Below are 21,031 nucleotides of genomic sequence, written 5' to 3'. Positions count from 1 at the left end.
ACAAACAAGATCGCAGGCGAGGAATTTCGGGAAATGTCGGGTCCGATCAAGCACATCGTGATGTGGCGTCTGCGCGGCGAGACCCGGGCTGAGCGCCTGGCCGCCCGGACAAAGGTCAAGACCCTGTTCGAAGGCCTCCGCGGCCGGATCGACGGCCTCACCCATATCGAGGTCGGCGCTGACGTCAGCGATGTCGATTATGCCTGCGACGTTGTCCTCGTCTCCGAGTTTACCGACAGCGCAGCCCTGAAGGCCTATGCCAGCCATCCGGAACATCTGCGGGTGCGCGAGGAGCTGGGCGACTTGCGGATCGGGCGCTTCCAGGTCGATTATCCCGTCAAAGGGACCGGCGCATGATCGGTTCGTTCACCTATGAAAATCTGCCCTGCCGCGTCGTGTTCGGCAGCGGAACGCTTGCCTCGGCCAAAGCCGAGATCGAGCGCCTCGGCGGCAAGCGCGCGCTGGTGCTGACGACGCCGCAGCAGGAAGCGCAAGGCAAAGCGCTCGGTGCCGCGCTTGGTCCGCTCTATGCCGGCAGCTTCGCCGGCGCCATCATGCACACGCCCGTCGAGGTGACCGAGCGCGCAATCGAGGCGATGAAGGGTTGCGATGCCGATTGCGTGGTCGCGCTCGGCGGCGGTTCGACAACGGGACTCGGCAAGGCGCTCGCCTTGCGCACCGGCGTCAACCAGCTCTGCATTCCCACCACCTATGCAGGGTCGGAGATGACCCCGATCCTCGGTCAGACCGAGAACGGCCTCAAGACCACGGTGCGCGACACCGCCGTGCTGCCCGAGACCGTGATCTACGACGTCGACCTGACGCTGACGCTACCGGTCGGGCTCACTGCCACCTCCGGCATCAACGCCATCGCCCACGCGGCCGAAGCGCTTTATGCGCGCGACACCAATCCCGTGACCTCGCTGATGGCGGAAGAAGGCATCCGCGCGCTGGCGCGTGCCCTGCCCGCGATTGCCGCCAGGCCCGACGATCGCGCCGCCCGCGGCGATGCACTCTATGGCGCCTGGCTGTGCGGCGTGTGCCTCGGCACCGTCGGCATGGCGCTGCATCACAAGCTCTGCCACACCCTCGGCGGCACCTTTGACCTCCCACATGCCGAGACGCATACGATCGTGCTGCCGCATGCGCTGGCCTACAACGCCCCGGCCGTGCCTGACGCGATGACGCGGATCGCGGGCGCGATCGGCGCGGCCGATGCAGCGCAAGGTCTCTACGACCTCGCCAAACGACTACGGGCCAAGATCGCGCTGCGCGACATCGGTATGCCCGAGAGCGGCATCGACAAGGCGGCCGATCTCGCCGTGACCAATGCCTACTGGAATCCGCGCAAGCTCGCGCGCAACGCCATCCGCGACCTCATCGCGCGCGCCTGGGCCGGCGAGCCGCCGGTCGCAGCCAAAGCGGAAGCCTGACGACATGCGGCGCACCCTGATCCAGTCAGCAACGGTCATCAGCATGGACGATCGCATCGGCGATCTCCCCGTCGGCGACGTGCTGGTCGAGAACGGGCGGATCGCCGAGGTGCGTCCCGGTATCGAAGCCGCTGATGCCGAGATCGTCGACGGCCGCGGCCGCATCGTCATCCCCGGGCTCATCAACGCGCATATGCACACCTGGCAGACGGCGCTCCGCGGCTATGCTGCGAACTGGACGCTGCTCGAATATTTCCGCCGCATGCATGCCGGGCTCGCGACCTTGTTCGCCCCCGACGACATCTACATCGCCACCCTCGTTGGCGCGCTGAATCAGATCAATTGCGGCGCCACCACGCTGGTCGATTGGTGCCACAACAACCCGACGCCCGCCCATACCGACGCAGCCGTGCGCGGCTTGCTCGATAGCGGCATCCGGGCCGCCTTCTTCCACGGCTCACCCAAGCCCGAGCCGAAGCCGGGCGAGCCGCACTTCTCGGAGGTGCCGCATCCCCGCCGCGAGGTCGAGCGGCTGCTGGCAGGTCCCCTTGCCGATCGCGATGGGCTCGTGACGCTCGGACTTGCCATTCTCGGCCCGCACTATTCGACGCTCGACGTGTCCTTGCATGATTTTGAGCTGGCGCTGGAACTCGGCCTGACCGCCTCGATGCATCAGGGCGGCGGCCCGGCGAAGACACAAGGCGGCTGGAAGAAGCTGATCGAGGCCGGCCTCGTCGGTCCCCACGTCAACATCGTCCATGGCAACGACCTTCCCGATGATCTCCTGCAAAGACTCATCGATCTCGGCGTCAGCTTCTCGGTGACGCCCGAAAACGAGATGATCCAGGGCCACGGCTTTCCCATCACGGGGCGACTGCTCAAGCGCGGCGTACGCCCCACCATCGGCATCGACCTGGAATCCGTGCTGGCGGGCGATCTCTTCTCCGCGGCTCGCGTTGCGCTGTCGATGCAGCGCGCGCTCGACAATGCGGAGATGCGCAAGAGCGAGGGCACGATCCCCGCGACGACCACCATCCCAGCGCGTGAGGCGCTGACATGGGTCACCACCGAGGGCGCGCGCATGCTCGGCCGCGAGAAGGAGATCGGCTCGCTGACGCCCGGAAAACTCGCCGATCTCGTGATCATCAATGCCGACGATCTCAACCTCTTTCCGGTCCACGACCCCGTCGCCACCGTGGTGATGCAGACGAGCCTCGCCAATATCGACTCGGTCATGATCGGAGGCCGCTGGAGGAAGCGGAACGGACGGTTGCTGGCCGACGGGCTCGACCGGAAAAAAGAACTGCTCGCTCAGTCCGGCCAGCGGCTGGTGCGGGACATCGAACGACAACGGCACGCCGCAACATAGCGGCTAACGGACAATAACAATGACTGAGACAAGCAAACAAATCGCCTTCATCGGCATCGGCAAGATGGGCCTGCCGATGTCGCTTCATCGCCAAGGCCGGCTACGCCGTGACCGCCTTCGACCAGAGCGCCGCGCGGCTCAACGAGGCGCGCGAACACGGTATCGCTGTCGCGAGCTCGCTCGCCGGGGCGGTCAAGGACCGCGCCGTGGTCATCACGTCGCTCCCCGACGACGCCGCCTTGCGCACGGTGATGCTCGGCCCGACCGGGCTGATCGGCGCGATGGCGCCCAAGGCCGTGCTGATCGAGACCAGCACGGTCAGCGCCGAGGCCTCGGTTGAGATCGATGCCGCCACAGAGGGCCGCGGGATCTCCTATCTGCGGGCGCCAGTCTCCGGCAATGCCAGCATCGTCCACACCGGTGCGCTGAGCTGCTTCGTCTCCGGTCCCGAGGACGCCTTCGAGAGCGCCAAGCCGCTGTTTGCGAGCTTCACCCGCGCACAGACCTATCTCGGCGCGGGCGAGGAAGCCCGCTATGCGAAGCTCGCGGTCAATCTCATGATCGCGGTCTCGGCGGCGATGATGGCCGAGAGCCTGGCGCTGGCGCGCAAGGGCGGCATCGGCTGGCACGACATTCTGAAGGTGCTGGATGAGAGTGCCGTCGCCTCCCCGATGGTGAAGTACAAGACCGCGCCGCTGCGCACCCGCGACTTTGTGTCGAGCTTCTCCTGCAGGCAGATGGCCAAGGACCTCGATCTCATCCTCGGCGCCGGCCATGCCGTCGGCGTGCCACTGCAGCTCGCAGCCCAGGTGCGCGAGACCTACGGCGCACTGGTCGCGCAGGGCGACGGCGAGACCGATTTCATCGCGACCGTGAGGCATCTCGAAGGTCTCTCGGGCCTTGGCGAGCCCAAACTCTGATCGACGGAGGCGAATTTGCGTAATTTCAGCGAAAACACGATCGCCGGCGCGGTAAACGCGCAGGCGGCGTAAGCCGAACGTAGACTCGACGGACTGACAACAGTCCGCGACAAAGACGGACGACGGGGAGAGACGATGGGACCGCGGGTCAACATTGCCGCATTGGCTGAACGCCTCACAGGCGTGATCGGTCCGCGTGCGACCATCGCGCGCGGCGTGCTCGACCAGCACGGCCAGAGTGAGTCCTATTATCGCGCCCTGCCGCCGGACATCGTCGTCTATCCGGAAACGACCCCAGAGGTCGCCGAGATCGTCAAGCTCTGCGCCGGCGCGGGCATGCCGATCGTGCCGTTCGGCGCCGGCACCTCGCTCGAGGGCAATGCATCCTCGGCGGAAGGCGGCGTCTGCATCGACTTCGCGCGCATGAACAAGGTGCTGACGGTGCACGACAGCGACATGAATGTCGTGGTGCAGCCCGGCATCACCCGCAAGCAGCTCAATGCCGAGCTGCGCGGCACCGGATTGTTCTTCCCGATCGATCCCGGCGCGGATGCCTCGATCGGCGGCATGACCTCCACGCGCGCCTCCGGCACGATGGCAGTGCGCTACGGCACCATGAAGGACAATGTCGTGGCGCTGGAAGTGGTGCTGGCCGACGGTCGCGTGATCCGGACTGCACGCCGCGCCCGCAAATCGGCAGCCGGCTACGATTTGACGAGGCTGTTCGTGGGCGCCGAAGGCACACTTGGCGTCATCACCGAGATCACGCTGAAGCTGCATCCGCTGCCGCAGGCGATTTCCGCGGCGGTGTGCAGTTTCGACACCCTGCACAACGCCGTCGATGCTGCTATCGGCATCATCCAGGCGGCCATTCCCATCGCGCGCGTCGAGCTGCTCGACGACGTCATGATGCGCGGCATCAACGCCTACGCAAAACTCGGCTATCGCGAGGCGCCGACACTGTTCTTCGAATTCCACGGCTCGGAGAGCGCCGTCGCCGAGCAGGCCGAGCTCGCACAGGCGATCGCTGCTGACCATGGCGGCCGTGGTTTTGCGTGGGCCAAGGCGCCGGAAGACCGCAGCCGCCTCTGGCACGCCCGCGACAACACGCTCTATGCCGGCCTGGGCTTAAGGCCCGGCGCACGCGCGGTCATCACCGATGTCTGCGTGCCGATCTCGCGGCTGGCCGAATGCCTGACCGAGACCCGCCGCGATGCCGATGAGCACGGCTTCACCGCGCCCATCGTCGGCCATGTCGGCGACGGCAATTTCCACATGCTGATCCTGGTCGATCCCGCCAAGCTAGATGAGATCGACGGCGCCAAGGCGCTGCAGGCCCGCATGGTCGCCCGCGCCATCGCGATGGACGGGACCTGCACCGGCGAGCACGGCATCGGGCTCGGCAAGATCGGTTACCTCACTGACGAGCTCGGCGAAGCCGTCGACGTGATGCGGTCGATCAAGACCGCGCTCGATCCTGACGGTTTGATGAACCCCGGCAAGATCTTTGCGGGAGCACGGCCATGAACGCTTCCGGCGACGCCGCAGCGACGCCGCTGCTCGAATTGCGCGGCATCAGCAAGAGTTTTCCGGGCGTCAAGGCGCTCGACGACGTCTCCTTTGCACTCTACGCCGGCGAAGTGCACATGCTGCTCGGCGAGAATGGCGCTGGCAAGTCGAGCTTGATGAAGGTGCTGTGCGGCGCCTACAGCGCCGATTCCGGCGAGTTCTTCTTTGAGGGCAAGAAGGTCACGATCGCCTCGACGGCCGACGCGCAGAAGCTCGGCATTGCCGTGATCTTCCAGGAGTTCTCGCTCGTCCCCTATCTCGACATCGCCCAGAACATCTTCCTCGGCCGCGAGCCGAAAGGTCGCATTCCCGGCACCATCGACCGCCGCAAGATCCTGGCCGACGCAAAACGCCTGCTCGACACCATCGGCTTCGATATCGATCCCTCCGTCGTCGTCAACACGCTCGGCGTCGCCCAGCAGCAGATGGTCGAGATCGCCAAAGCCATCAGCCAGAACGCGCGCATCCTGGTGATGGACGAACCGACTGCCGCGCTGTCCGACCGCGAGACCGAGCTCTTGTTCGCGCTGATCGCCAAGCTGAAGGCCGACGGCGTCTCCATCGTCTACATCTCGCACCGCCTGGCCGAGGTGTTTGCGCTCGGCGACCGCATCACGGTGCTGCGCGACGGCCGCCGCATCGACGGCGTTCGGCCGGCCGACGTCACGCCCGACCAGCTCGTCCGCATGATGGTCGGCCGCACCGTCGACATGACCTATCCGCGCAATTTCGCCGACAAGCCTGGCGAGGTGCTGCTTCAGGTCAAGGGCCTGACCTCGCCCACCGGCATTTCCGACATCAACATCGAGGTACGCCGGGGCGAGATCGTCGGCCTCTGCGGCCTGGTCGGGTCCGGCCGCACCGAGGTTGCGCGCGCGATCTTCGGCGCCGATCCGGTCGCCTCGGGCGAGATCGTGTTGGACGGTAGGCCGATCTCCGGCGAGCCTGATGTCGCCGCCCGCCGCGGCATCGCGCTGATCCCGGAGAGCCGCAAGAGCGAGGGGCTCGCGCTCCTGCGTTCGGTCGGCGACAATCTCGTGGTCTCGGCGCTGCGAAAACTGTTCCCGAGCGGGCTGTTCGATCCGCGCAGCGGCCAGCGCGCCGCCGATGGCCTGATCCGCCAGCTCCGCATCGCCACCCCGAGCCCGCGCCAGACCGTTGGCCTGCTGTCAGGTGGCAATCAGCAGAAGGTCGTGATCGGCAAATGGCTCGCCGCCGGTGCAAAGCTCTTCATCTTCGACGAGCCGACCCGCGGCATCGATGTCGGCGCCAAGTCCGAGATCTTTGCGCTGATCGACCGGCTGGTTGCCGAAGGCGCGGCGGCGCTGATGATCTCCTCCGAGCAGGTCGAGATCTGCCATGTCTGCGACCGCGCCTATGTGATGCGGGAGGGCCGCGTCGCCGGACATCTGGCGCGCAACGAGCTGACCGAGGAAAACATCGTGCGGTTGGGGATGCATCATGCGTGAAGCAGCGGTCGTATCGCAACCCAATCCGCTCCAGCGCATCCCCGGCGTCGCCATCGTGCTGGGCGCCCTGATCGTGCTGTTCGGCGCGATCGCGCCCGGCTTCCTCACCCCGGCCAATCTCTCCAACGTGCTTGTGCAGTCGACCATCCTGACCATGCTGGCGCTGCCGATGACCCTGATCATCATGACCGAGGGGCTCGACCTCTCGATGGGCGCGGTGCTGACGCTGACCTCGCTCTGCGTCGCCATCGTCTCGCTCGCGACCCAATCGATGCTGCTGGGGCTGTGCGCCGGCGTGGTGGTCGGCGCGGCCTTCGGCACCGTCAATGGCTGGCTTGTCGCCATCCTCGGCATCCCGCCGTTCGTGGCAACCCTCGGCACCCTCGGCATGGCACAGGGCCTGTCGCTGATCGTCTCCGACGGCCAGAGCGTGGTCGGCATTCCCCATGGCGTCCGCGACATCTACTCGGCGAGCTTGCTCGGCATCCCCGTGCCGATCGTGATCGCGCTGGTGACTTACGCGGCCTTTCACGGCCTGCTCTATCACACCCGCTTCGGCAGCTACGTGTTCGCACTTGGCGGCAACCGCGAGGCGCTCCGCTACGCCGGCCTCTCGCCCAACAAACTCCTGATCGCGGTCTATGCGATCGGCGGCACCATGGCCGGCATTGCCGGCCTGCTGATGACCGCCCGCATGAACTCGGGGCATCCGACCGCAGGCCTCGGCCTCGAATTCGATGCGATTGCGGCGGTCGCGGTCGGCGGCACCTCGTTCGAGCGCGGCAATGGCTGGCTGCTCGGTACCCTGCTTGGCGTCATCGCCGTCGGCGTGCTGCGCAACGGGCTGAATTTGATCTCGCTGCCCTCCTCCGTGCAGGTCGCAAGCGTCGGCGTCCTCGTCATCGTGGCGCTCTTCCTCGACGGCCTCAGGAGCCGGGCATGACCGACATCGCCAAGGAGACCCTGTCGCCGCCACGCTCCTTCCTGTCCCAGGACGCGATCCAGCTGTTTTACCGCCTGCTCGCGGTTTTCCTGATCTGCGCTGTGCTGGCGGTGCTGAACGACTCCTTCCTCAGCCTCGGCAACATCCTCAACGTGCTACGCCAGGCGAGCCTCACCTTCTTCATCGCCTCGGGCCTGACGCTGGTGGTGCTCACCGCCGGCCTCGATCTCTCCATCGGCGCCAATGTCGCGCTGTCCGCGTGCATCGCCGGGACCGTGATCCACACCACCGGCTCACCCACGCTCGGCGTCCTGACCGGGCTTGCCTGCGGCGGCATCGTTGGCCTCCTCAACGGCATCATGGTGACGGCGCTGCGCATCCCCTCCTTCATCGCCACCTATGGCATGCTCTGGGTGCTGAACGGACTCACGTACTGGTACATGGCGGGCGAGACACTTCACGGTTTTCCCGCGGGCTTCCGCCAGATCGGCAGCGGCTATCTGTTCGGGCTGCCGATCCCTGTCTATCTGCTGCTGGTGTTCCTCGGCATCGGCACGCTGTTTGCCCAGCGCACGATCTGGGGCCAGGAGATCTATGCGATCGGCGCCAATCCGGTTGCCGCCCGCCTCTCCGGCATTCCGGTCACGCGGCGGCTGCTGCTGGTCTATGCCGTCTCCGGCACCATGGCGGGACTTGCCTCGATCATCTTCCTGTCCCGGCTCAATTCGGCCGAGGCCGATATCGGCGAAAGCCTGACGCTGCCGGCGATCGCGGCCGTGCTGATCGGCGGCACCTCGCTGTTCGGCGGCGTCGGCACCGTGTTCGGCACCTTCATCGGCGCGCTGATCCTGACGCTGGTGCTGAACGGGATGAACCTGCTCTCGGTCAGCGCCAATTGGCAGCCGCTGGTGACCGGCATCATCGTCATTCTCGCGGTCTGGCTCGACATGAAGACCCGCCGCCGCGCGCAATGAACTTTCAGGCAACCCAACAAACCAAAACGGGGATGGAGACGACATGAAACAGAGACTGGGCTATCTCGCATTGCCGCTCATGATGGCGGCCGCCTTCACGACGCAGGCGCGCGCCGACGGCGAGACCATCGCGGTGTTCACCAAGAACCAGACCAACCCGTTCTTCCAGACGGTGCGGGTCGGCGCCGACAACATGGCGAAGATCCTGAACGCCAAGACGCTGCAGTACATTCCGACCAAGCCGGACTCGATCCCCGAGCAGCTCAGCCAGATCGAGGACGTCGTGGTGAAGAAGCCGAGCGCAATCGTGTTCACGCCGGTCGACTACAAGGCGATGGTGCCCGGCGTCGAGAAGATCAACGACGCCAAGATTCCCGTCGTGAATATCACCGACCGCTCCGCCGGCGGAAAATTCCTCTCCTTCGTCGGCGCCGACGATTACAGCCTCGGGCTCGAGACCGCGCGCTTCCTGCTCAAGACGCTCGGCGGCAAGGGCAACATCGTCATCATCGAGGGCGTCAAGGGCTCGCTGACCAATGTCGATCGCGTCCGCGGCTTCAACGACGCGCTGAAGGAAAATCCTGGCGCCAAGCTCCTGGCGTCGCAGCCAGGCAACTACCAGCGGCTCCAGGCGCTCCAGGTCATGGAAAACCTGATGCAGTCGAATGCGCAGATCGACGGCGTGCTCGCCGCCAACGACGCCATGGCAGTCGGCGCGATCGAGGCGCTCGACGGCGCCAACCGCAAGGCGCAGGTGATCGGCATCAACGGCACCAAGGAAGCGATCGACGCCATCAAGTCCGGCAAGCTGCTCGCAAGCGGCGACTACAACGGATTTTTCCAGGGCTGCCTCGGCACCATGATGGCGGTGCGCAGCTTGCGCAATCAGCCGATCATCAACGAGATCGTGCTGAAGCCGACCGTCATCACCAAGGACAATTACCAGCCGTTCGACCAGCCGCTCGAGCAGCGCACCTGCCCGACCTTCGAAGAAGCCGGCAAGCTCGGCGCGAAGTAACCGCAGCCTGTTCTGATCAAACATAGGAATGGCTGCGATAACAGCCGTTCCCAAAAAGAATCCCGGAGACATCATGCTGTTTGCCATCCACGCCATCGACCGCACCGGCGCGCTGCCGACGCGGCTTGCCAATTACGACGCCCACAAGGCCTTTCTCGGCGACACCTCGCGCTTCGGCGTCAAGATCGTGATGTCGGGACCGCTGGTCTCCGACGATGGCGCCACCATGATCGGCAGCCTGTTTCTGATCGAGGCCCCCGGCCGCGCAGAAGTCGAGGCCTTCAATCGCGCCGATCCGTTCGCGGCGGCCGGCATCTGGGAGAAGGTCACGATCACGGGCTTCCTGCGGCGGCAAGGCTGACAGACAAGGCTGACAGACCAGTCCGAGCAATCCGGCGCGCGTCGCCAGACGCGAAAAAACCCCAGTGCTTGGGAGCACTGGGGCGTTTCAAGCAAAATGGAATGGTAAGGCAATAACGCCTTTATAGCAGCTCTTTCCGCGGTTCCCTGTGAACTGGTTCACATCTGCCGCGAGGGAATGATCGGACGATTTGTCACACCCAGGCGGCTAGCTAGCCCGCATTTCTCACAGTGTTGAGGCGCATCGGGGCGCGAATCAGCGAAAGTTCTTTTGCGAGAAGGACTTCGCGGTGATTCAAGGAATGCCCCGATGCCGGCACAGTGTAGCGCAGAACGGTTTGATTTTGGAGAGGTGGAAGGCCGCATCGTGGAAGCGGCTTTTGATGGTGGCCTGGTGACGTCGGATGCGGGCGCGCTGCTGCTGGGCGCGTCTGATCGGGCGATTGATCTGGTGGGGCGCTTTGCCGATTGCTTTCGCGATCATCGCCGGGTGGACTTGATCGAGCACGCAGTCGGAACGTTGGTCGGACAGCGGGTCTTTGGCATCGCACTTGGCTACGAAGACATCAACGGTCACGACGAGTTGCGGCACGACCCGCTGATGGCGGTGCTGGCGGGCAAGCTTGTTGCCAGGCGCGAGGACTGCGCACCGGTGGCCGGCAAGTCGACGCTGAACCGGCTGGAACTGGGCCGGGAGGAACCTTCGCGCTATCACAAGATCGCCTACGACGCGGCGGCGATCGAGGCGTTGCCGGTGACGCTGTTCCTGGAGGCGCACAAGCGACCGCCGCCGCAGATCATCCTCGATCTCGACGCCACCGACGATCCTCTGCACGGGCATCAGGAGGGGCGCTTCTTCCACGGCTATTACGACTGCTACTGCTATCTGCCGCTGTACGTGTTCTGCGGCCGGCATCTGCTGGCGGCCAAGCTGCGGCGCGCCGACATCGATGCCAGCGCAGGCAGTGTCGCGGAGATCGCGCGGATTGTCCGGCAAATCCGCGCCCGCTGGCCGTTCGTGCGCATCGTGCTGCGCGCCGACAGTGGCTTTGCGCGCGAGGCGCTGATGGCGTGGTGTGAGCAAAACCGCGTGGATTATCTGTTCGGGCTCGCCCGCAACACGCGCCTGGTCGCCATGATCGAGGAGGAGCTCGCCGCGGCGAGAGCCACAGCCGAGACGACCGGCCAACCGGCACGCCGCTTCAAGGACTTCCAATGGCGTACGCGCGACACCTGGAGCCAGGAGCGCCGCGTCGTCGCCAAGGCGGAGTGGACGCAAGGCGAGGCCAATCCGCGCTTCGTCGTCACCTCGCTCAAGCGCAGCGCGGCGGGCGTGCGGCAGCTCTATGAGGACATCTACTGCGCCCGCGGCGACATGGAGAACCGCATCAAGGAGTGCCAGCTCGATCTCTACGCCGACCGCACCTCGGCCGCCACCATGCGCGCCAACCAGCTGCGGCTGTGGTTCGCCTCGATGGCCTATGTGCTGATCTGTGCCCTGCGGCGCATCGGCCTTGCCGAAACCACCTTTGCGGACGCCACCTGCGGCACCATCCGCCTCAAGCTCCTCAAGATCGGCGCACTGGTGCGCATCAGCGTCCGCCGCATCAGGATCGCCATGGCCTCGGCCTGCCCAGCCGCTCAGCCGTGGGGACACGCGGCTCGTCGCCTGGCCGAAGCCGCCAAGGCTCGCGCCTCGCCGGCCTGACACGCGACGCTGCGACGCGCTCAATCGGCGGCATCACCAACAGGCCCAACGGAGACATTCAAAACCAAATCGCCGGCTGCGCCTTCAGCGCCACGGCTCCCCGTTGCCTTGCCAAATCCTCCTATCCTCCGTCGCTGAGCAATCGGTCGTGTGAGAAATGCGGGCTAGCTCCGCCGCGGCTTTCTTGGAAACAGGCGATCGCGGATGTAGCGCGAGGTTGCGGTCAGGCGGATCCCGCGTGGCTTCTGCCAAGCGGCTCGGTCGATCTCCTTCTTGTCGCCGATCGCGAGCCGGCCCTTGGCGCGCTTGGCGATGAAGATCGCGTCGCTCATCCTGCGGCCCGAGCGCTTGTTCTTGGCTTTCACTTCCTTCCAGAGGCTGATCCGGCCGAGCTTCAGCTTGGGCAGCTCTTCCTTGATCTCGCGCCGCAGGCAGTCCTTCTCAGTCTCGCGCGCGCGTTTGCGGCCGCCCGGAAACATCCACAGGCCGTCCACCCGTCGCCTGACCAACAGAACCTTGCCGCGCTTGGCGGCAACCAGCTTGGAAGACTTCGCCATACCTGTCGCAAACCGAGAAAAGAATCGGACCATCGTAACTTGTCTATTTCATTAGACAAGTTCCGCCACCGCTCTGGATCCCGTCGGCTCCCATCGCTGTCCACACGGATGTGAGGTGCGGCAAATGTCTGGGCCACCCGCCGGGTCTGCCCGGCTAGCGAACCTCGTCGGGTGGCGGTATCGCCTTCGGCTTCGCAGCCGCGGTTCGGTCTCCGGTGCAATCCACGCCGCAGCGATCTCCCACGCGACCGACAGGATGATCGGCCCGATGAACAGGCCGACGATTCCGTGGGCGAGCGTGCCGCCGATCACGCCGACGAAGATCACGATGGTCGGCGTGTTGAGACCGCGTCCCATCACGAGCGGCTTCAACATGGTGTCGAGGAAGCCCACAAGGACGAAGAACACGGTGAACACCAGAGCCGTGGTGACGTCCTTGGCTGTCCAGATCCAGATGATCACCGGCAGCAGCACGAGGAAGGCGCCGATCTGCACGATCGACAGCAGCAGCACGATGAAGGCAAGCAGGCCCGCGCTCGGCACGGCTGCGAGCTTGAAGCCGATGCCGGCAAGCAGCGCCTGCACAATGGCGACGCCGATGACGCCTTGCGCCACCGCACGGATGGTGGCGCCGCCCAGCTCGAGAAAATGCTCGCTCTGCTCCGGCACGATGCGGGACAGGAAAGCGCGCCCGGCCGCAACCAGCCGGGGTCCGTGCGGAAACAGGAAGCCGGCCACGAACACCGAGACCAGGAACTGGAGCGTGCCGAGGCTGGCATCGCCCGCAAGCACCAGCAGCGGTCCCGCCAGCGGCTGGAGATAGGGCGCGACCTCGCGCAGCACGGCGCGGATATTGTTGTAGGCCTGGTCCCAGAGTTCGTAGAGCGTCGGGCCGATCACCGGCCATGATTTGATCGACTCCGGCGCCCCCTGAAGTGTGAGGTCGCCGGTGCTAAGCTGGTGCGCCAGCTCCCTGCCCCCGTCCACGGCACTCACGCCGAGCCATGTGGCCGGGCCGAGCACGATGCCGAGCGTGATCAGGGTGAGAATCGCAGCCGCGGTCTTGGGTCGGCCGCCGAGGATTTTGGCGACCCAGCTGAAGGCCGGATAGAACGCGACCGCCAGCACACCGCTCCAGGCCAGGATCGGGACGAACGGCCTGATGATGTAGAGCGTCCACAGGATCAGCAGCGCCAGTAGGCCGAGGCGGATCACGAGCTGGATGACGTCCTCACCCGTCAGGAGCTGACGCAGACTTTTCACAGGCACGGCTTTCCTTGCGGTATCGACGCGGTTTCCGGCACTTGCGCGGGCTAGGGTTATTGCCAGCCAAGAGCCGGGCGTCAAGACGAACCCGATGAGCGTCCGGCCCGTCAGGGACCGGCCGCATCCCGGTTTGGCTAACGGCGATTAACCGGATTTCAGCCGCCGGATTTACGCCGATGCAAAGGCCCGCACCTACGCTCTGGGCCGAGGTCCCAAAAACAAACTGCGGTGCAATGGCCAACAGCATCTGGACGACCGAAGAATTCACCTGCCCCGGTTGCAGCATGAACTACACCGCGACAAGGGAGGAGCACGCCGAGCCGCATTCAGGCCAGTTCAAATGCAGCATCTGCAGCAGCGTGGTGCACTCCTGGTCCGGCAAGCATCACTTCTTCGGCTGGCAGGCGGTGAAGACCAAGCCGCCGGTGTTCGGGAGGCGATGGGCGGGAGTGGGTTGGTAGCCCGAGGCACAGCGCTCTCAGTTGCAGTCCTTGACCTGTGAGTAAGGGCGATGTGATGGAGCAAAACTCGGGCAAGATGCCGCGAGAAGGCGAAGGCATGGCTGCGAGTCGAGATGCGATTTAGAGCATAGCCATGGTGCCCCTTGCTCCGTCATTGCGAGCGCAGCGAAGCAGTCCAGACTGCTACCGCGGAGGGATTCTGGATTGCTTCGCTGCGCTCGCAATGACGAGCTCGTTGAATCAGCGGTGCCTCACGGCCCTAGCGACGTACGCAGGCCCAACTTACGGTCAATGCGATCTGCGAAAACCGCGGCTTCTGCTCAGCGGCGACACGGGATAGACCCTTCCCCGCCACCAAAGCCGATACCCAATGACAGCACCCTTCGTTCCCCAGATCGCCCTCTACCGCAACTGGCTCGCCGCGCAGCGCGGCCTCAGCTTCGCGAATTACGAGGAGATGCGGCAATGGTCTGTGCGCGATCTCGATGCGTTCTGGCGCAGCATCTGGGACTATTACGATCTGCAATCGCCGACTCCGTTTGCGGCCGTCATCACCGAGCGCAAGATGCCGGGCGCGGTCTGGTTTCCCGGCGCGCAGGTGAACTATGCGCGGCAGGTATTCCGGCATGTCGACGCCGCGCATGCCGCCGGCCTGCCCGCGATCGTCAGCGGCGGCGAAGACGGCAAGCTCCGCGAGACCAGTTGGAAGGAGCTCAAGCACAAGGCGTCCGCGCTCGCGCTGCATCTGAAAGACAAGGGGATCAAGCCCGGCGACCGCATCGCGGCCTATCTGCCCAATATCGCCGAGACCATCATCGCGTTTCTCGCCAGCGCCAGCATCGGCGCGGTCTGGAGCGTCTGCGCGCCCGATATGGCCGCGCCCGCCGTGATCGACCGCTTCAAGCAGATCGAGCCAAAGGTGCTGATCGCCTGCGATGCCGTGATCTATGCCGGGCGCCGGCATGACCGCAAGGACGTCGTCGCCGAGCTGCGGCGATCGCTGCCGAGCGTCGAGCATGTCATCCTGCACAGCGACGCCACAGCTCCGGCCGCACCCGACGCCCTGCTCTCCGATATCACCGCAAGGATGGGTGCAGCGATCGACGCGTTCGAGCCGATGTGGCTGCCGTTCGATCATCCGCTCTGGATCGTCTATTCCAGCGGCACCACCGGCCTGCCGAAGCCGATCGTGCACGGCCATGGCGGCATCGTCATCGTGGTGCTGGCGCTGCTGGGGTTGCACAACGACATCGGCTGCTCCTATCACCAGAACTCGTTCGGTGAGCGCTATCACTGGTACTCTTCGACCGGCTGGATCATGTGGAATTCGCAGGTCGGCGGCCTGCTCGGCGGCACCACCTGCTGCATCTTCGACGGCAGCCCCGGCGGCACAAAGGACAAGCCGGACTGGACCACGTCGTGGCGCTTCGTGGCGCAATCGAAAGCCACCTTCTTCGGCGCGGGCGCTGCATTCTTTGCCAATTGTGCCAAGGCCGAGATCGATCTCACCGCAGCCGGCGATCTGTCGCGACTGCGCTGTCTCGGCTCGACCGGCTCGCCGCTCAGCGCCGACACCCAAGCCTGCTTCAACGATCGTTTCGCGGCGCTGTCGAAAACCAACGGCAGTGCGGCACAGGCCGACATCTGGTGGGCAAACATCTCCGGCGGCACCGATTTCGCCGGCGCCTTCATCGGCGGCAATCGCGAATTGCCGCAGACGCCGGGCGCGATGCAGTGCCGCTTGCTGGGAGCAGCGGTGGAAGCCTTCAGCGAACAGGGCCGCGCCGTGATCGACGAGGTCGGCGAGCTCGTCTGCACCGAGCCGATGCCGTCGATGCCGCTCTATTTCTGGAACGACCGGGGCAACGCGCGCTATCTCGCGAGCTATTTTGAGACCTACCCGGACAATTTCGACGGCAGCGGCCACGGGCCGGTGTGGCGGCACGGCGACTGGCTCAAGGTCAATCCCGACGGCTCATGCGTGATCTATGGCCGCAGCGATGCGACAATCAACCGGCACGGCCTGCGCATGGGCACCAGCGAACTCTATTCCGCGATCGAAGCACTGCCGGAGGTGCTCGATAGCCTTGTCGTGGACCTCGAGTATCTCGGCCGCGACAGCTACATGCCGCTGTTCGTGGTGCTGCGCGACGGCGTCGCCTTCGACGGCGCGATGCAGGCGAAGATCAACAAGGCGATCGAGGCCGGCCTGTCACGCCGCTTCCTGCCGAATGAGATTTTTGCGGTCGCCGAGATCCCGCGGACGCTCTCGGGCAAGAAGCAGGAGCTGCCGATCAAGAAGCTCTTGCTAGGCCAGCCCGTCGAAAAGGTCATCAACAAGGAAGCGATGGCCAACCCGGCCTGCCTCGACTGGTACCTCGCCTTCGCCCGCGACTATCTGGCGCGAACCGCTGCGTAAACCTCAGCCGGCGCCGAAATTGAGGATCAGGGACGCGACAGATCGGCCCAATTGCACCTTCGGCATTTGCACTCCGTTCACCCATCATCGCTAGACGGGTCAGGGATCCCTGCAAACGAACCGCAGCCATGGCCGACCTCAACTCCGTCCTCTCCAGGCTCAACGACCGCCTGCTCCGCCTCGAAGGCGAGCTGTTCGTGCTGCGCTCGCTGGCGCGTGCGACGCTGACCGCGGGTGACGACCACGCCGTGCGGATGCGCAAGCTGGTCGAAGCCGCCAAGATCGCGCTCGACGACGAGGCGAAACGCGAGCTCGACAAGCCGACGCGCAAATATGTCGATGCGGCAGCGGCGCTGGTGGAGGAATTGCTGGTCGAACCGACCCCGGCGCGGCCGCTGTTCACTGTGATCGATGGCGGCCGGCGCGACTGAGCATTGTTAGCGGGACCGCGTCGTTCCAAGCTCGGACACATCCGCCGCGAGCCTGGCCAGTCCGGCCTCGATGATCGCGATCTCCTCGTCGATCTTGCCGATCGGCAGGCTGAAATCGAACCTGCCTGACCTGCTCTTCAGATCGACCGCAAGCCGCTGCCTGTGCATCATCAGCTCGTCGAGGCCGCGGCGGTTCTTCAGCCGCACATAGGCGTCCACGATCTGCTCAATGGCGTTCGGCATGAAATCGGTCCCGGCAAAAATGCCGCGCGGCGCACTGACGCCGGCGGGACATTCTTGGTGTCGCGGTACGCAATACAAATCCGCGACGGATTCGTCGATACGACAGGCAGGTTGAGAACGCGTTACCGTTTGATGATTTCGTGATGGCAACAATGAAAAAGCCGCGCTCGAAAAGGAATCCGGGATGGAATGTGGCTAGCCCCGGCGACAACGTTTAGTCCATGACGCAGAAATATTTGCGCGGCCATTTGCGATAGGCGCTGTAGCGGTAGTACGGCCTGTAGGCATAGCCGCGATAGAGCGCCGGCGGCTCCTCGCCGTAATAGGCGTCATGGTAGAAATTGTAGATCGTCCCTTCAGCACAGCGATAGGCATCCCAGGACGGGCCGATGAAGGGTGCCACCCCGTTCTCGGGCGGAATTGCCGGGTAAGGTCCGCCGGCATGGGCCGGAGCGGCCGCAATCATGACAACGAGAAGGACAAACCACGCGCACCGCATGTGCTCGCTCCGGCCAGGTCGCAACCCGCCCATGGAAGCACCGGAACGGCCAACGGCGCAATCGCCGAGTTCATCCTCCCCACGCCCTTCGCATTGTTGATAACCGGAGCAAACGCCGCGCGGGTGGTGACAGGGCGGCCTGACGTGTTATCGGGGGATGACGCAGCTGCGAGACGGATCAGACACCCATGCGCATTACCCTCGTCGGCTCCCGCCATTTCGGCGTGACCACTCTGAACATGCTTCGCGAGCACGGCGTCGGGATCGTGCGGGTTGTGGTGGCCGACGCGGATGACCGCCTCGCCGCGACCGCCAAGGCCGCCGGCATCGAGGTGGTGGTGCAGGCCGGTCCCAAGCTGGTGGTGGCCTCCGAGATCGCGCCCGACACCGACTTGATCATCACCGCCCACAGCCACGCCCGGATCGGCAAGGACGCGCTGGCTGCGGCGAAGCTCGGCGGGATCGGCTATCACCCGTCGCTGCTGCCTCGTCATCGCGGCAAGGCGGCGGTGGAATGGACCATCAAGGAAGGCGATCCGATCGCGGGCGGCACGATTTATCACCTCGCCGACCGCATGGACGCCGGCGCGATCGCCGCCCAGGACTGGTGCTTCGTCAAAAAGGGCGAGACCGCCCGCGAACTCTGGGAGCGTGCGCTGGCCCCGCTCGGCCTCAAGCTACTGGCCGACGTGATCGATTATGCCAAGGTCCACAAGGCCCTGCCGGCCAAGCCACAGGACGAGCAGTTCGCGACGTCGGCGCCAAGTCTTTCGTGAGTCGCTCCGACGTTAACGATTAACGTGAAGCCGCATTGATTCTGCTTCGAAAATTGGAGCCGGAAACACAAATAAACCATTGTTTCCACAGGAACAATTTTCGACTTTGCGTCGCACCAAACTTCCGTCACATTTAATCCGAATAAGGGTCAGCATATCAGACAAATTCGAGGACGGAATTCATGCGTTTTGGTCGCATTGCGGCGTTCTGTGCCGCTTCAGTTATTACCGCCGCCCCCGCGGCTGCCCAGACCCCGTTTGACGGCAACTGGCAGGTCACCATCGTGACCAAGACCGGCTCCTGCGAGCCGACCGCAAGCTCCATGCTGACGGTTGCCGATGGCAAGATCAGCGCTCCCGGCGCTAACGTTTCCGGCACCATCGGCAGTGGGGACTTGTGAAAGTTTCGATCAATGGTGCATATGCTAACGGTCAACTCAGCGGCAACGCCGGATCGGGAAAGTGGAATGGAGCATCTGCAGGCATACCGTGCAGCGGGCGGTGGGAAGCATCGCGCCAATAAGCAATTCGGGATCAGCGTCCTAAACCGGCGGCTGCTCATGGCGGCCGCCGTGTTGTTTGTGGCATCTATCGCCAATTCTGAAAGCAGGGCCCAGTCCGGTCCGTTTGCCCCGATGGCGGGAGCCTGGAGCGGCGGCGGCACCGTCGTCCTCGATGACGGCTCGACCGAGCGGATCCGCTGCCGGGCCAAATACGCGCCGATCGGGCCGACGATGGAGATGTCGCTGACCTGCGCCAGCGACGCCTACAAGTTCAACCTCGCAGCCAACGTCAGGGCCGAAGGCAGTGCCATCACCGGCAGCTGGAGCGAGGCCAGCCGCAACATCAGCGGCTCCTTGCAGGGCCGTGGCGGCGGCGGGAACTTCGAGGTGGTCGCCGCGGCCGCCGGCTTCAACGCCAACATCGCGCTGAAGACGAGCGGCAGCAAGCAGACCGTCACGATCCGCGCGGACAGCCAGTTCCGCGGCGCCAACATCTCGATGTCGCGCTAACGCGCGCCTCGCTTGAGGACAAAAGATCCGGTGCCCGGCGCCGGATCTTTTTTATGCGTTCGGCACGAACGCCGTCACCTCGATCTCGACCTTGGCGCGATCGTCCACGAGACCACCGATATAGAGCAGCGTCGAGGGCGGGAAATTGCGCCCGAGCGTCTCCTTCCAGGCGGCACCTATGCCGGCGCCTGCGGCCTCGTATTCGCTGCGGCTGGTCAGATACCAGGTCAGGCGCACGATATGCTCGGGGCCGGCGCCGGCCTCCGCGAGAAGCTTGGTGATCCGCTTCAGCGCAGTCGCAACCTGGGCGGCCATGTCGGAATCATAATTGCCCGTCTCGTCGCCACCGGTCTGCCCGGCCAGCACGACCCAGCGGCCCGGGCCCTCCGCCACCACGCCATGCGAAAAGCCGCGCGGTTTCTTCCATTCGGCCGGCTGCAAGATGCGCATGAGTGGAGCTCTCCCGATTTTCTTGTTGATCTGCGCTTGGCTTAGCACGTCACCATGCATGGCCGCACCGGCAGATTTGGCCGTTGCAAACAGCGGCGATGTCGCGGATACCGGCCCTCCCTCGAATTCGATCTCCCGCGCCCCTGATGACACCGACACCGTCAAAAACGATGGCCGCGCTGTGGATGGCCGGCTGGCTGTCCCTGATGCTGGTCATGGCAGTGGCCGGGCGCGAAACCACGCGCGATTTGAACGTCTTCCAGATCATGGAAGTGCGCTCGCTGATCGGATTCACGCTGCTGCTGCCGATCATCTACCGCTCCGGCGGCTTCAAGGCGGTCGCGACCAAACGTTTGCCCCAGCACCTGGCACGCAACGGGGTGCATTATTTCGCGCAGCTTGGCTGGTTCTACGCTTTGACGCTGATCGGGATCGGCCAGGTCGTTGCGATCGAATTCACGATGCCGATCTGGACCGCGCTGTTGGCCGCGACGTTCCTGTCTGAGCGCATGACGATTTGGAAGATCGCCGCCGTCGCGCTCGGCGTGGTCGGCGTCGTCATGATCGTGCGGCCCGCGACGGGCGAGATCAATCCGGGCCAGTTGATCGCGCTCGGCGCCGCGATCGGCTTCAGCATCTCCATGATCCTCGCAAAATCCCTGACCTGGACCGAGAGCGCCCTGTCCATCCTGTTCTGGATGATCATTGTGCAGATGGTCGTGGGACTGCTGCCGACCCTGTATGTCTGGACCTGGCCGTCAGCCAGCCTCTGGGGTTGGCTCTTCGTGATCGGGGTCTGCGGCACTTTTTCGCACTACTGCCTCGCCAGCGCGTTGCGCTATGCGGACGCGACCATCGTCGTTCCCATGGACTTCCTGCGGGTTCCGCTCACCGCGACCGCCGGCTGGCTGCTTTATTCCGAGCGGCTCGACACCTGGACCGTGCTCGGCGCGGCCCTGATCCTGTGCGGCAACCTGCTGAATTTGAAGCCGGCCGCCCCGATTCCCGCCCGCGCGCAGTGAACCGGCGCACCGTTTGACGCGACAAAATCAGCGTGGTCGAGCGCGATTTGGATCAGGTTGGAGAGGTATTCCATCGTGCACATTCGATCACAGCAGCGGGTTGGGTAAATCGGAGGAATGCCGTTTTGCTG

At 64.8% G+C, this 21,031-nt stretch carries 22 protein-coding genes and 1 pseudogene; 18 read left to right on the top strand and 5 right to left on the bottom strand.

Annotated features, from left to right (window positions below; translation table 11 throughout):
- Positions 1 to 33 precede the first annotated feature (33 nt).
- The 11 genes from ACTGJ9_RS24590 (at position 34) to ACTGJ9_RS24540 (ending at position 11,763) form a co-directional block, all read left to right on the top strand.
- A complete protein-coding gene (locus ACTGJ9_RS24590) occupies positions 34 to 357 on the top strand; it encodes a Dabb family protein (protein ID WP_456678611.1) in 324 nt (107 codons plus the stop codon).
- Complete coding sequence (locus ACTGJ9_RS24585) at positions 354 to 1,433, top strand: maleylacetate reductase (protein ID WP_456673198.1); 1,080 nt, start codon at positions 354 to 356, stop codon at positions 1,431 to 1,433. The genes ACTGJ9_RS24590 and ACTGJ9_RS24585 overlap by 4 nt, the downstream gene beginning before the upstream one ends.
- A gap of 4 nt (positions 1,434 to 1,437) precedes the next feature.
- On the top strand, positions 1,438 to 2,802 hold the full coding sequence (locus ACTGJ9_RS24580) for an amidohydrolase family protein (RefSeq protein ID WP_456673197.1): 1,365 nt from the start codon (positions 1,438 to 1,440) through the stop codon (positions 2,800 to 2,802).
- Between the two features lie 107 nt (positions 2,803 to 2,909).
- Entirely contained in the window at positions 2,910 to 3,722 is an 813-nt protein-coding gene (locus ACTGJ9_RS24575) for an NAD(P)-dependent oxidoreductase (RefSeq protein ID WP_456673196.1), read from the top strand.
- Between the two features lie 135 nt (positions 3,723 to 3,857).
- The gene (locus ACTGJ9_RS24570) at positions 3,858 to 5,249 is read left to right on the top strand and encodes an FAD-linked oxidase C-terminal domain-containing protein (protein WP_456673195.1); all 1,392 of its coding nucleotides are present in this window, start codon (positions 3,858 to 3,860) and stop codon (positions 5,247 to 5,249) included.
- Complete coding sequence (locus ACTGJ9_RS24565; RefSeq protein ID WP_456673194.1) at positions 5,246 to 6,760, top strand: sugar ABC transporter ATP-binding protein; 1,515 nt, start codon at positions 5,246 to 5,248, stop codon at positions 6,758 to 6,760. The genes ACTGJ9_RS24570 and ACTGJ9_RS24565 overlap by 4 nt, the downstream gene beginning before the upstream one ends.
- Positions 6,753 to 7,703, top strand: a complete 951-nt coding sequence (locus ACTGJ9_RS24560; protein ID WP_456673193.1) for an ABC transporter permease — start codon at positions 6,753 to 6,755, stop codon at positions 7,701 to 7,703. The genes ACTGJ9_RS24565 and ACTGJ9_RS24560 overlap by 8 nt, the downstream gene beginning before the upstream one ends.
- On the top strand, positions 7,700 to 8,677 hold the full coding sequence (locus ACTGJ9_RS24555; RefSeq protein WP_456673192.1) for an ABC transporter permease: 978 nt from the start codon (positions 7,700 to 7,702) through the stop codon (positions 8,675 to 8,677). The genes ACTGJ9_RS24560 and ACTGJ9_RS24555 overlap by 4 nt, the downstream gene beginning before the upstream one ends.
- Positions 8,678 to 8,720: 43 nt before the next feature.
- Entirely contained in the window at positions 8,721 to 9,695 is a 975-nt protein-coding gene (locus ACTGJ9_RS24550) for a sugar ABC transporter substrate-binding protein (RefSeq protein WP_456673191.1), read from the top strand.
- A gap of 73 nt (positions 9,696 to 9,768) precedes the next feature.
- Entirely contained in the window at positions 9,769 to 10,056 is a 288-nt protein-coding gene (locus ACTGJ9_RS24545) for a YciI family protein (protein WP_456673190.1), read from the top strand.
- 309 nt (positions 10,057 to 10,365) lie between these two features.
- Positions 10,366 to 11,763, top strand: coding sequence for an IS1380 family transposase (locus ACTGJ9_RS24540; RefSeq protein ID WP_456673189.1), 1,398 nt, complete (start codon positions 10,366 to 10,368; stop codon positions 11,761 to 11,763).
- Between the two features lie 164 nt (positions 11,764 to 11,927).
- On the opposite strand, the gene ACTGJ9_RS24535 is transcribed toward ACTGJ9_RS24540, so the two are convergent.
- Positions 11,928 to 12,320 (bottom strand): NUDIX hydrolase, encoded by a 393-nt coding sequence (locus tag ACTGJ9_RS24535; protein WP_456673188.1) that lies wholly within the window; start codon positions 12,318 to 12,320, stop codon positions 11,928 to 11,930.
- 51 nt (positions 12,321 to 12,371) lie between these two features.
- Positions 12,372 to 13,589: an AI-2E family transporter gene (locus ACTGJ9_RS24530; protein ID WP_456673187.1), complete on the bottom strand. Its 1,218-nt coding sequence runs from the start codon at positions 13,587 to 13,589 to the stop codon at positions 12,372 to 12,374.
- Positions 13,590 to 13,819: 230 nt separating this feature from the next.
- Between ACTGJ9_RS24530 and ACTGJ9_RS24525 the strand changes: the two genes are divergently transcribed.
- The 3 genes from ACTGJ9_RS24525 (at position 13,820) to ACTGJ9_RS24515 (ending at position 16,897) form a co-directional block, all read left to right on the top strand.
- Positions 13,820 to 14,047, top strand: coding sequence for a hypothetical protein (locus tag ACTGJ9_RS24525; RefSeq protein WP_456673186.1), 228 nt, complete (start codon positions 13,820 to 13,822; stop codon positions 14,045 to 14,047).
- Positions 14,048 to 14,417: 370 nt separating this feature from the next.
- A complete protein-coding gene (locus ACTGJ9_RS24520) occupies positions 14,418 to 16,466 on the top strand; it encodes an acetoacetate--CoA ligase (protein ID WP_456673185.1) in 2,049 nt (682 codons plus the stop codon).
- 128 nt (positions 16,467 to 16,594) lie between these two features.
- On the top strand, positions 16,595 to 16,897 hold the full coding sequence (locus ACTGJ9_RS24515; RefSeq protein WP_456673184.1) for a hypothetical protein: 303 nt from the start codon (positions 16,595 to 16,597) through the stop codon (positions 16,895 to 16,897).
- A 6-nt stretch (positions 16,898 to 16,903) separates the two neighbouring features.
- Here ACTGJ9_RS24515 and ACTGJ9_RS24510 read toward each other — a convergent pair whose 3' ends face one another.
- Together ACTGJ9_RS24510 and ACTGJ9_RS24505 are read right to left on the bottom strand one after the other, a co-directional pair.
- Entirely contained in the window at positions 16,904 to 17,140 is a 237-nt protein-coding gene (locus ACTGJ9_RS24510; RefSeq protein ID WP_456673183.1) for a hypothetical protein, read from the bottom strand.
- Between the two features lie 214 nt (positions 17,141 to 17,354).
- Complete coding sequence (locus ACTGJ9_RS24505) at positions 17,355 to 17,639, bottom strand: hypothetical protein (protein ID WP_456673182.1); 285 nt, start codon at positions 17,637 to 17,639, stop codon at positions 17,355 to 17,357.
- 188 nt (positions 17,640 to 17,827) lie between these two features.
- Here ACTGJ9_RS24505 and ACTGJ9_RS24500 point away from each other — a divergent pair, with 188 nt between their 5' ends.
- The 3 genes and pseudogenes from ACTGJ9_RS24500 (at position 17,828) to ACTGJ9_RS24490 (ending at position 19,428) form a co-directional block, all read left to right on the top strand.
- Complete coding sequence (locus ACTGJ9_RS24500; RefSeq protein ID WP_456673181.1) at positions 17,828 to 18,415, top strand: formyltransferase family protein; 588 nt, start codon at positions 17,828 to 17,830, stop codon at positions 18,413 to 18,415.
- Between the two features lie 182 nt (positions 18,416 to 18,597).
- Positions 18,598 to 18,938 (top strand): annotated as a pseudogene (locus ACTGJ9_RS24495) (hypothetical protein).
- On the top strand, positions 18,883 to 19,428 hold the full coding sequence (locus ACTGJ9_RS24490; protein ID WP_456673180.1) for a hypothetical protein: 546 nt from the start codon (positions 18,883 to 18,885) through the stop codon (positions 19,426 to 19,428). The pseudogene ACTGJ9_RS24495 and the gene ACTGJ9_RS24490 overlap by 56 nt, the downstream one beginning before the upstream one ends.
- Positions 19,429 to 19,479: 51 nt before the next feature.
- Here the strand turns inward: ACTGJ9_RS24490 and ACTGJ9_RS24485 are convergent, their stop codons facing one another.
- Complete coding sequence (locus tag ACTGJ9_RS24485) at positions 19,480 to 19,878, bottom strand: RidA family protein (RefSeq protein ID WP_456673179.1); 399 nt, start codon at positions 19,876 to 19,878, stop codon at positions 19,480 to 19,482.
- Between the two features lie 146 nt (positions 19,879 to 20,024).
- Here ACTGJ9_RS24485 and ACTGJ9_RS24480 point away from each other — a divergent pair, with 146 nt between their 5' ends.
- Positions 20,025 to 20,900 carry a DMT family transporter gene (locus ACTGJ9_RS24480; RefSeq protein ID WP_456673178.1) on the top strand — a complete coding sequence of 292 codons (876 nt, stop codon included), beginning with the start codon at positions 20,025 to 20,027 and terminating at the stop codon, positions 20,898 to 20,900.
- Positions 20,901 to 21,031: the final 131 nt, after the last annotated feature.

It is taken from the genome of Bradyrhizobium sp. RDM12 (assembly GCF_051917485.1).
GTDB lineage: Bacteria > Pseudomonadota > Alphaproteobacteria > Rhizobiales > Xanthobacteraceae > Bradyrhizobium.
Note: the sequence above shows the minus strand (reverse complement) of the source record. Positions and strands in the feature narration are given on the sequence as shown.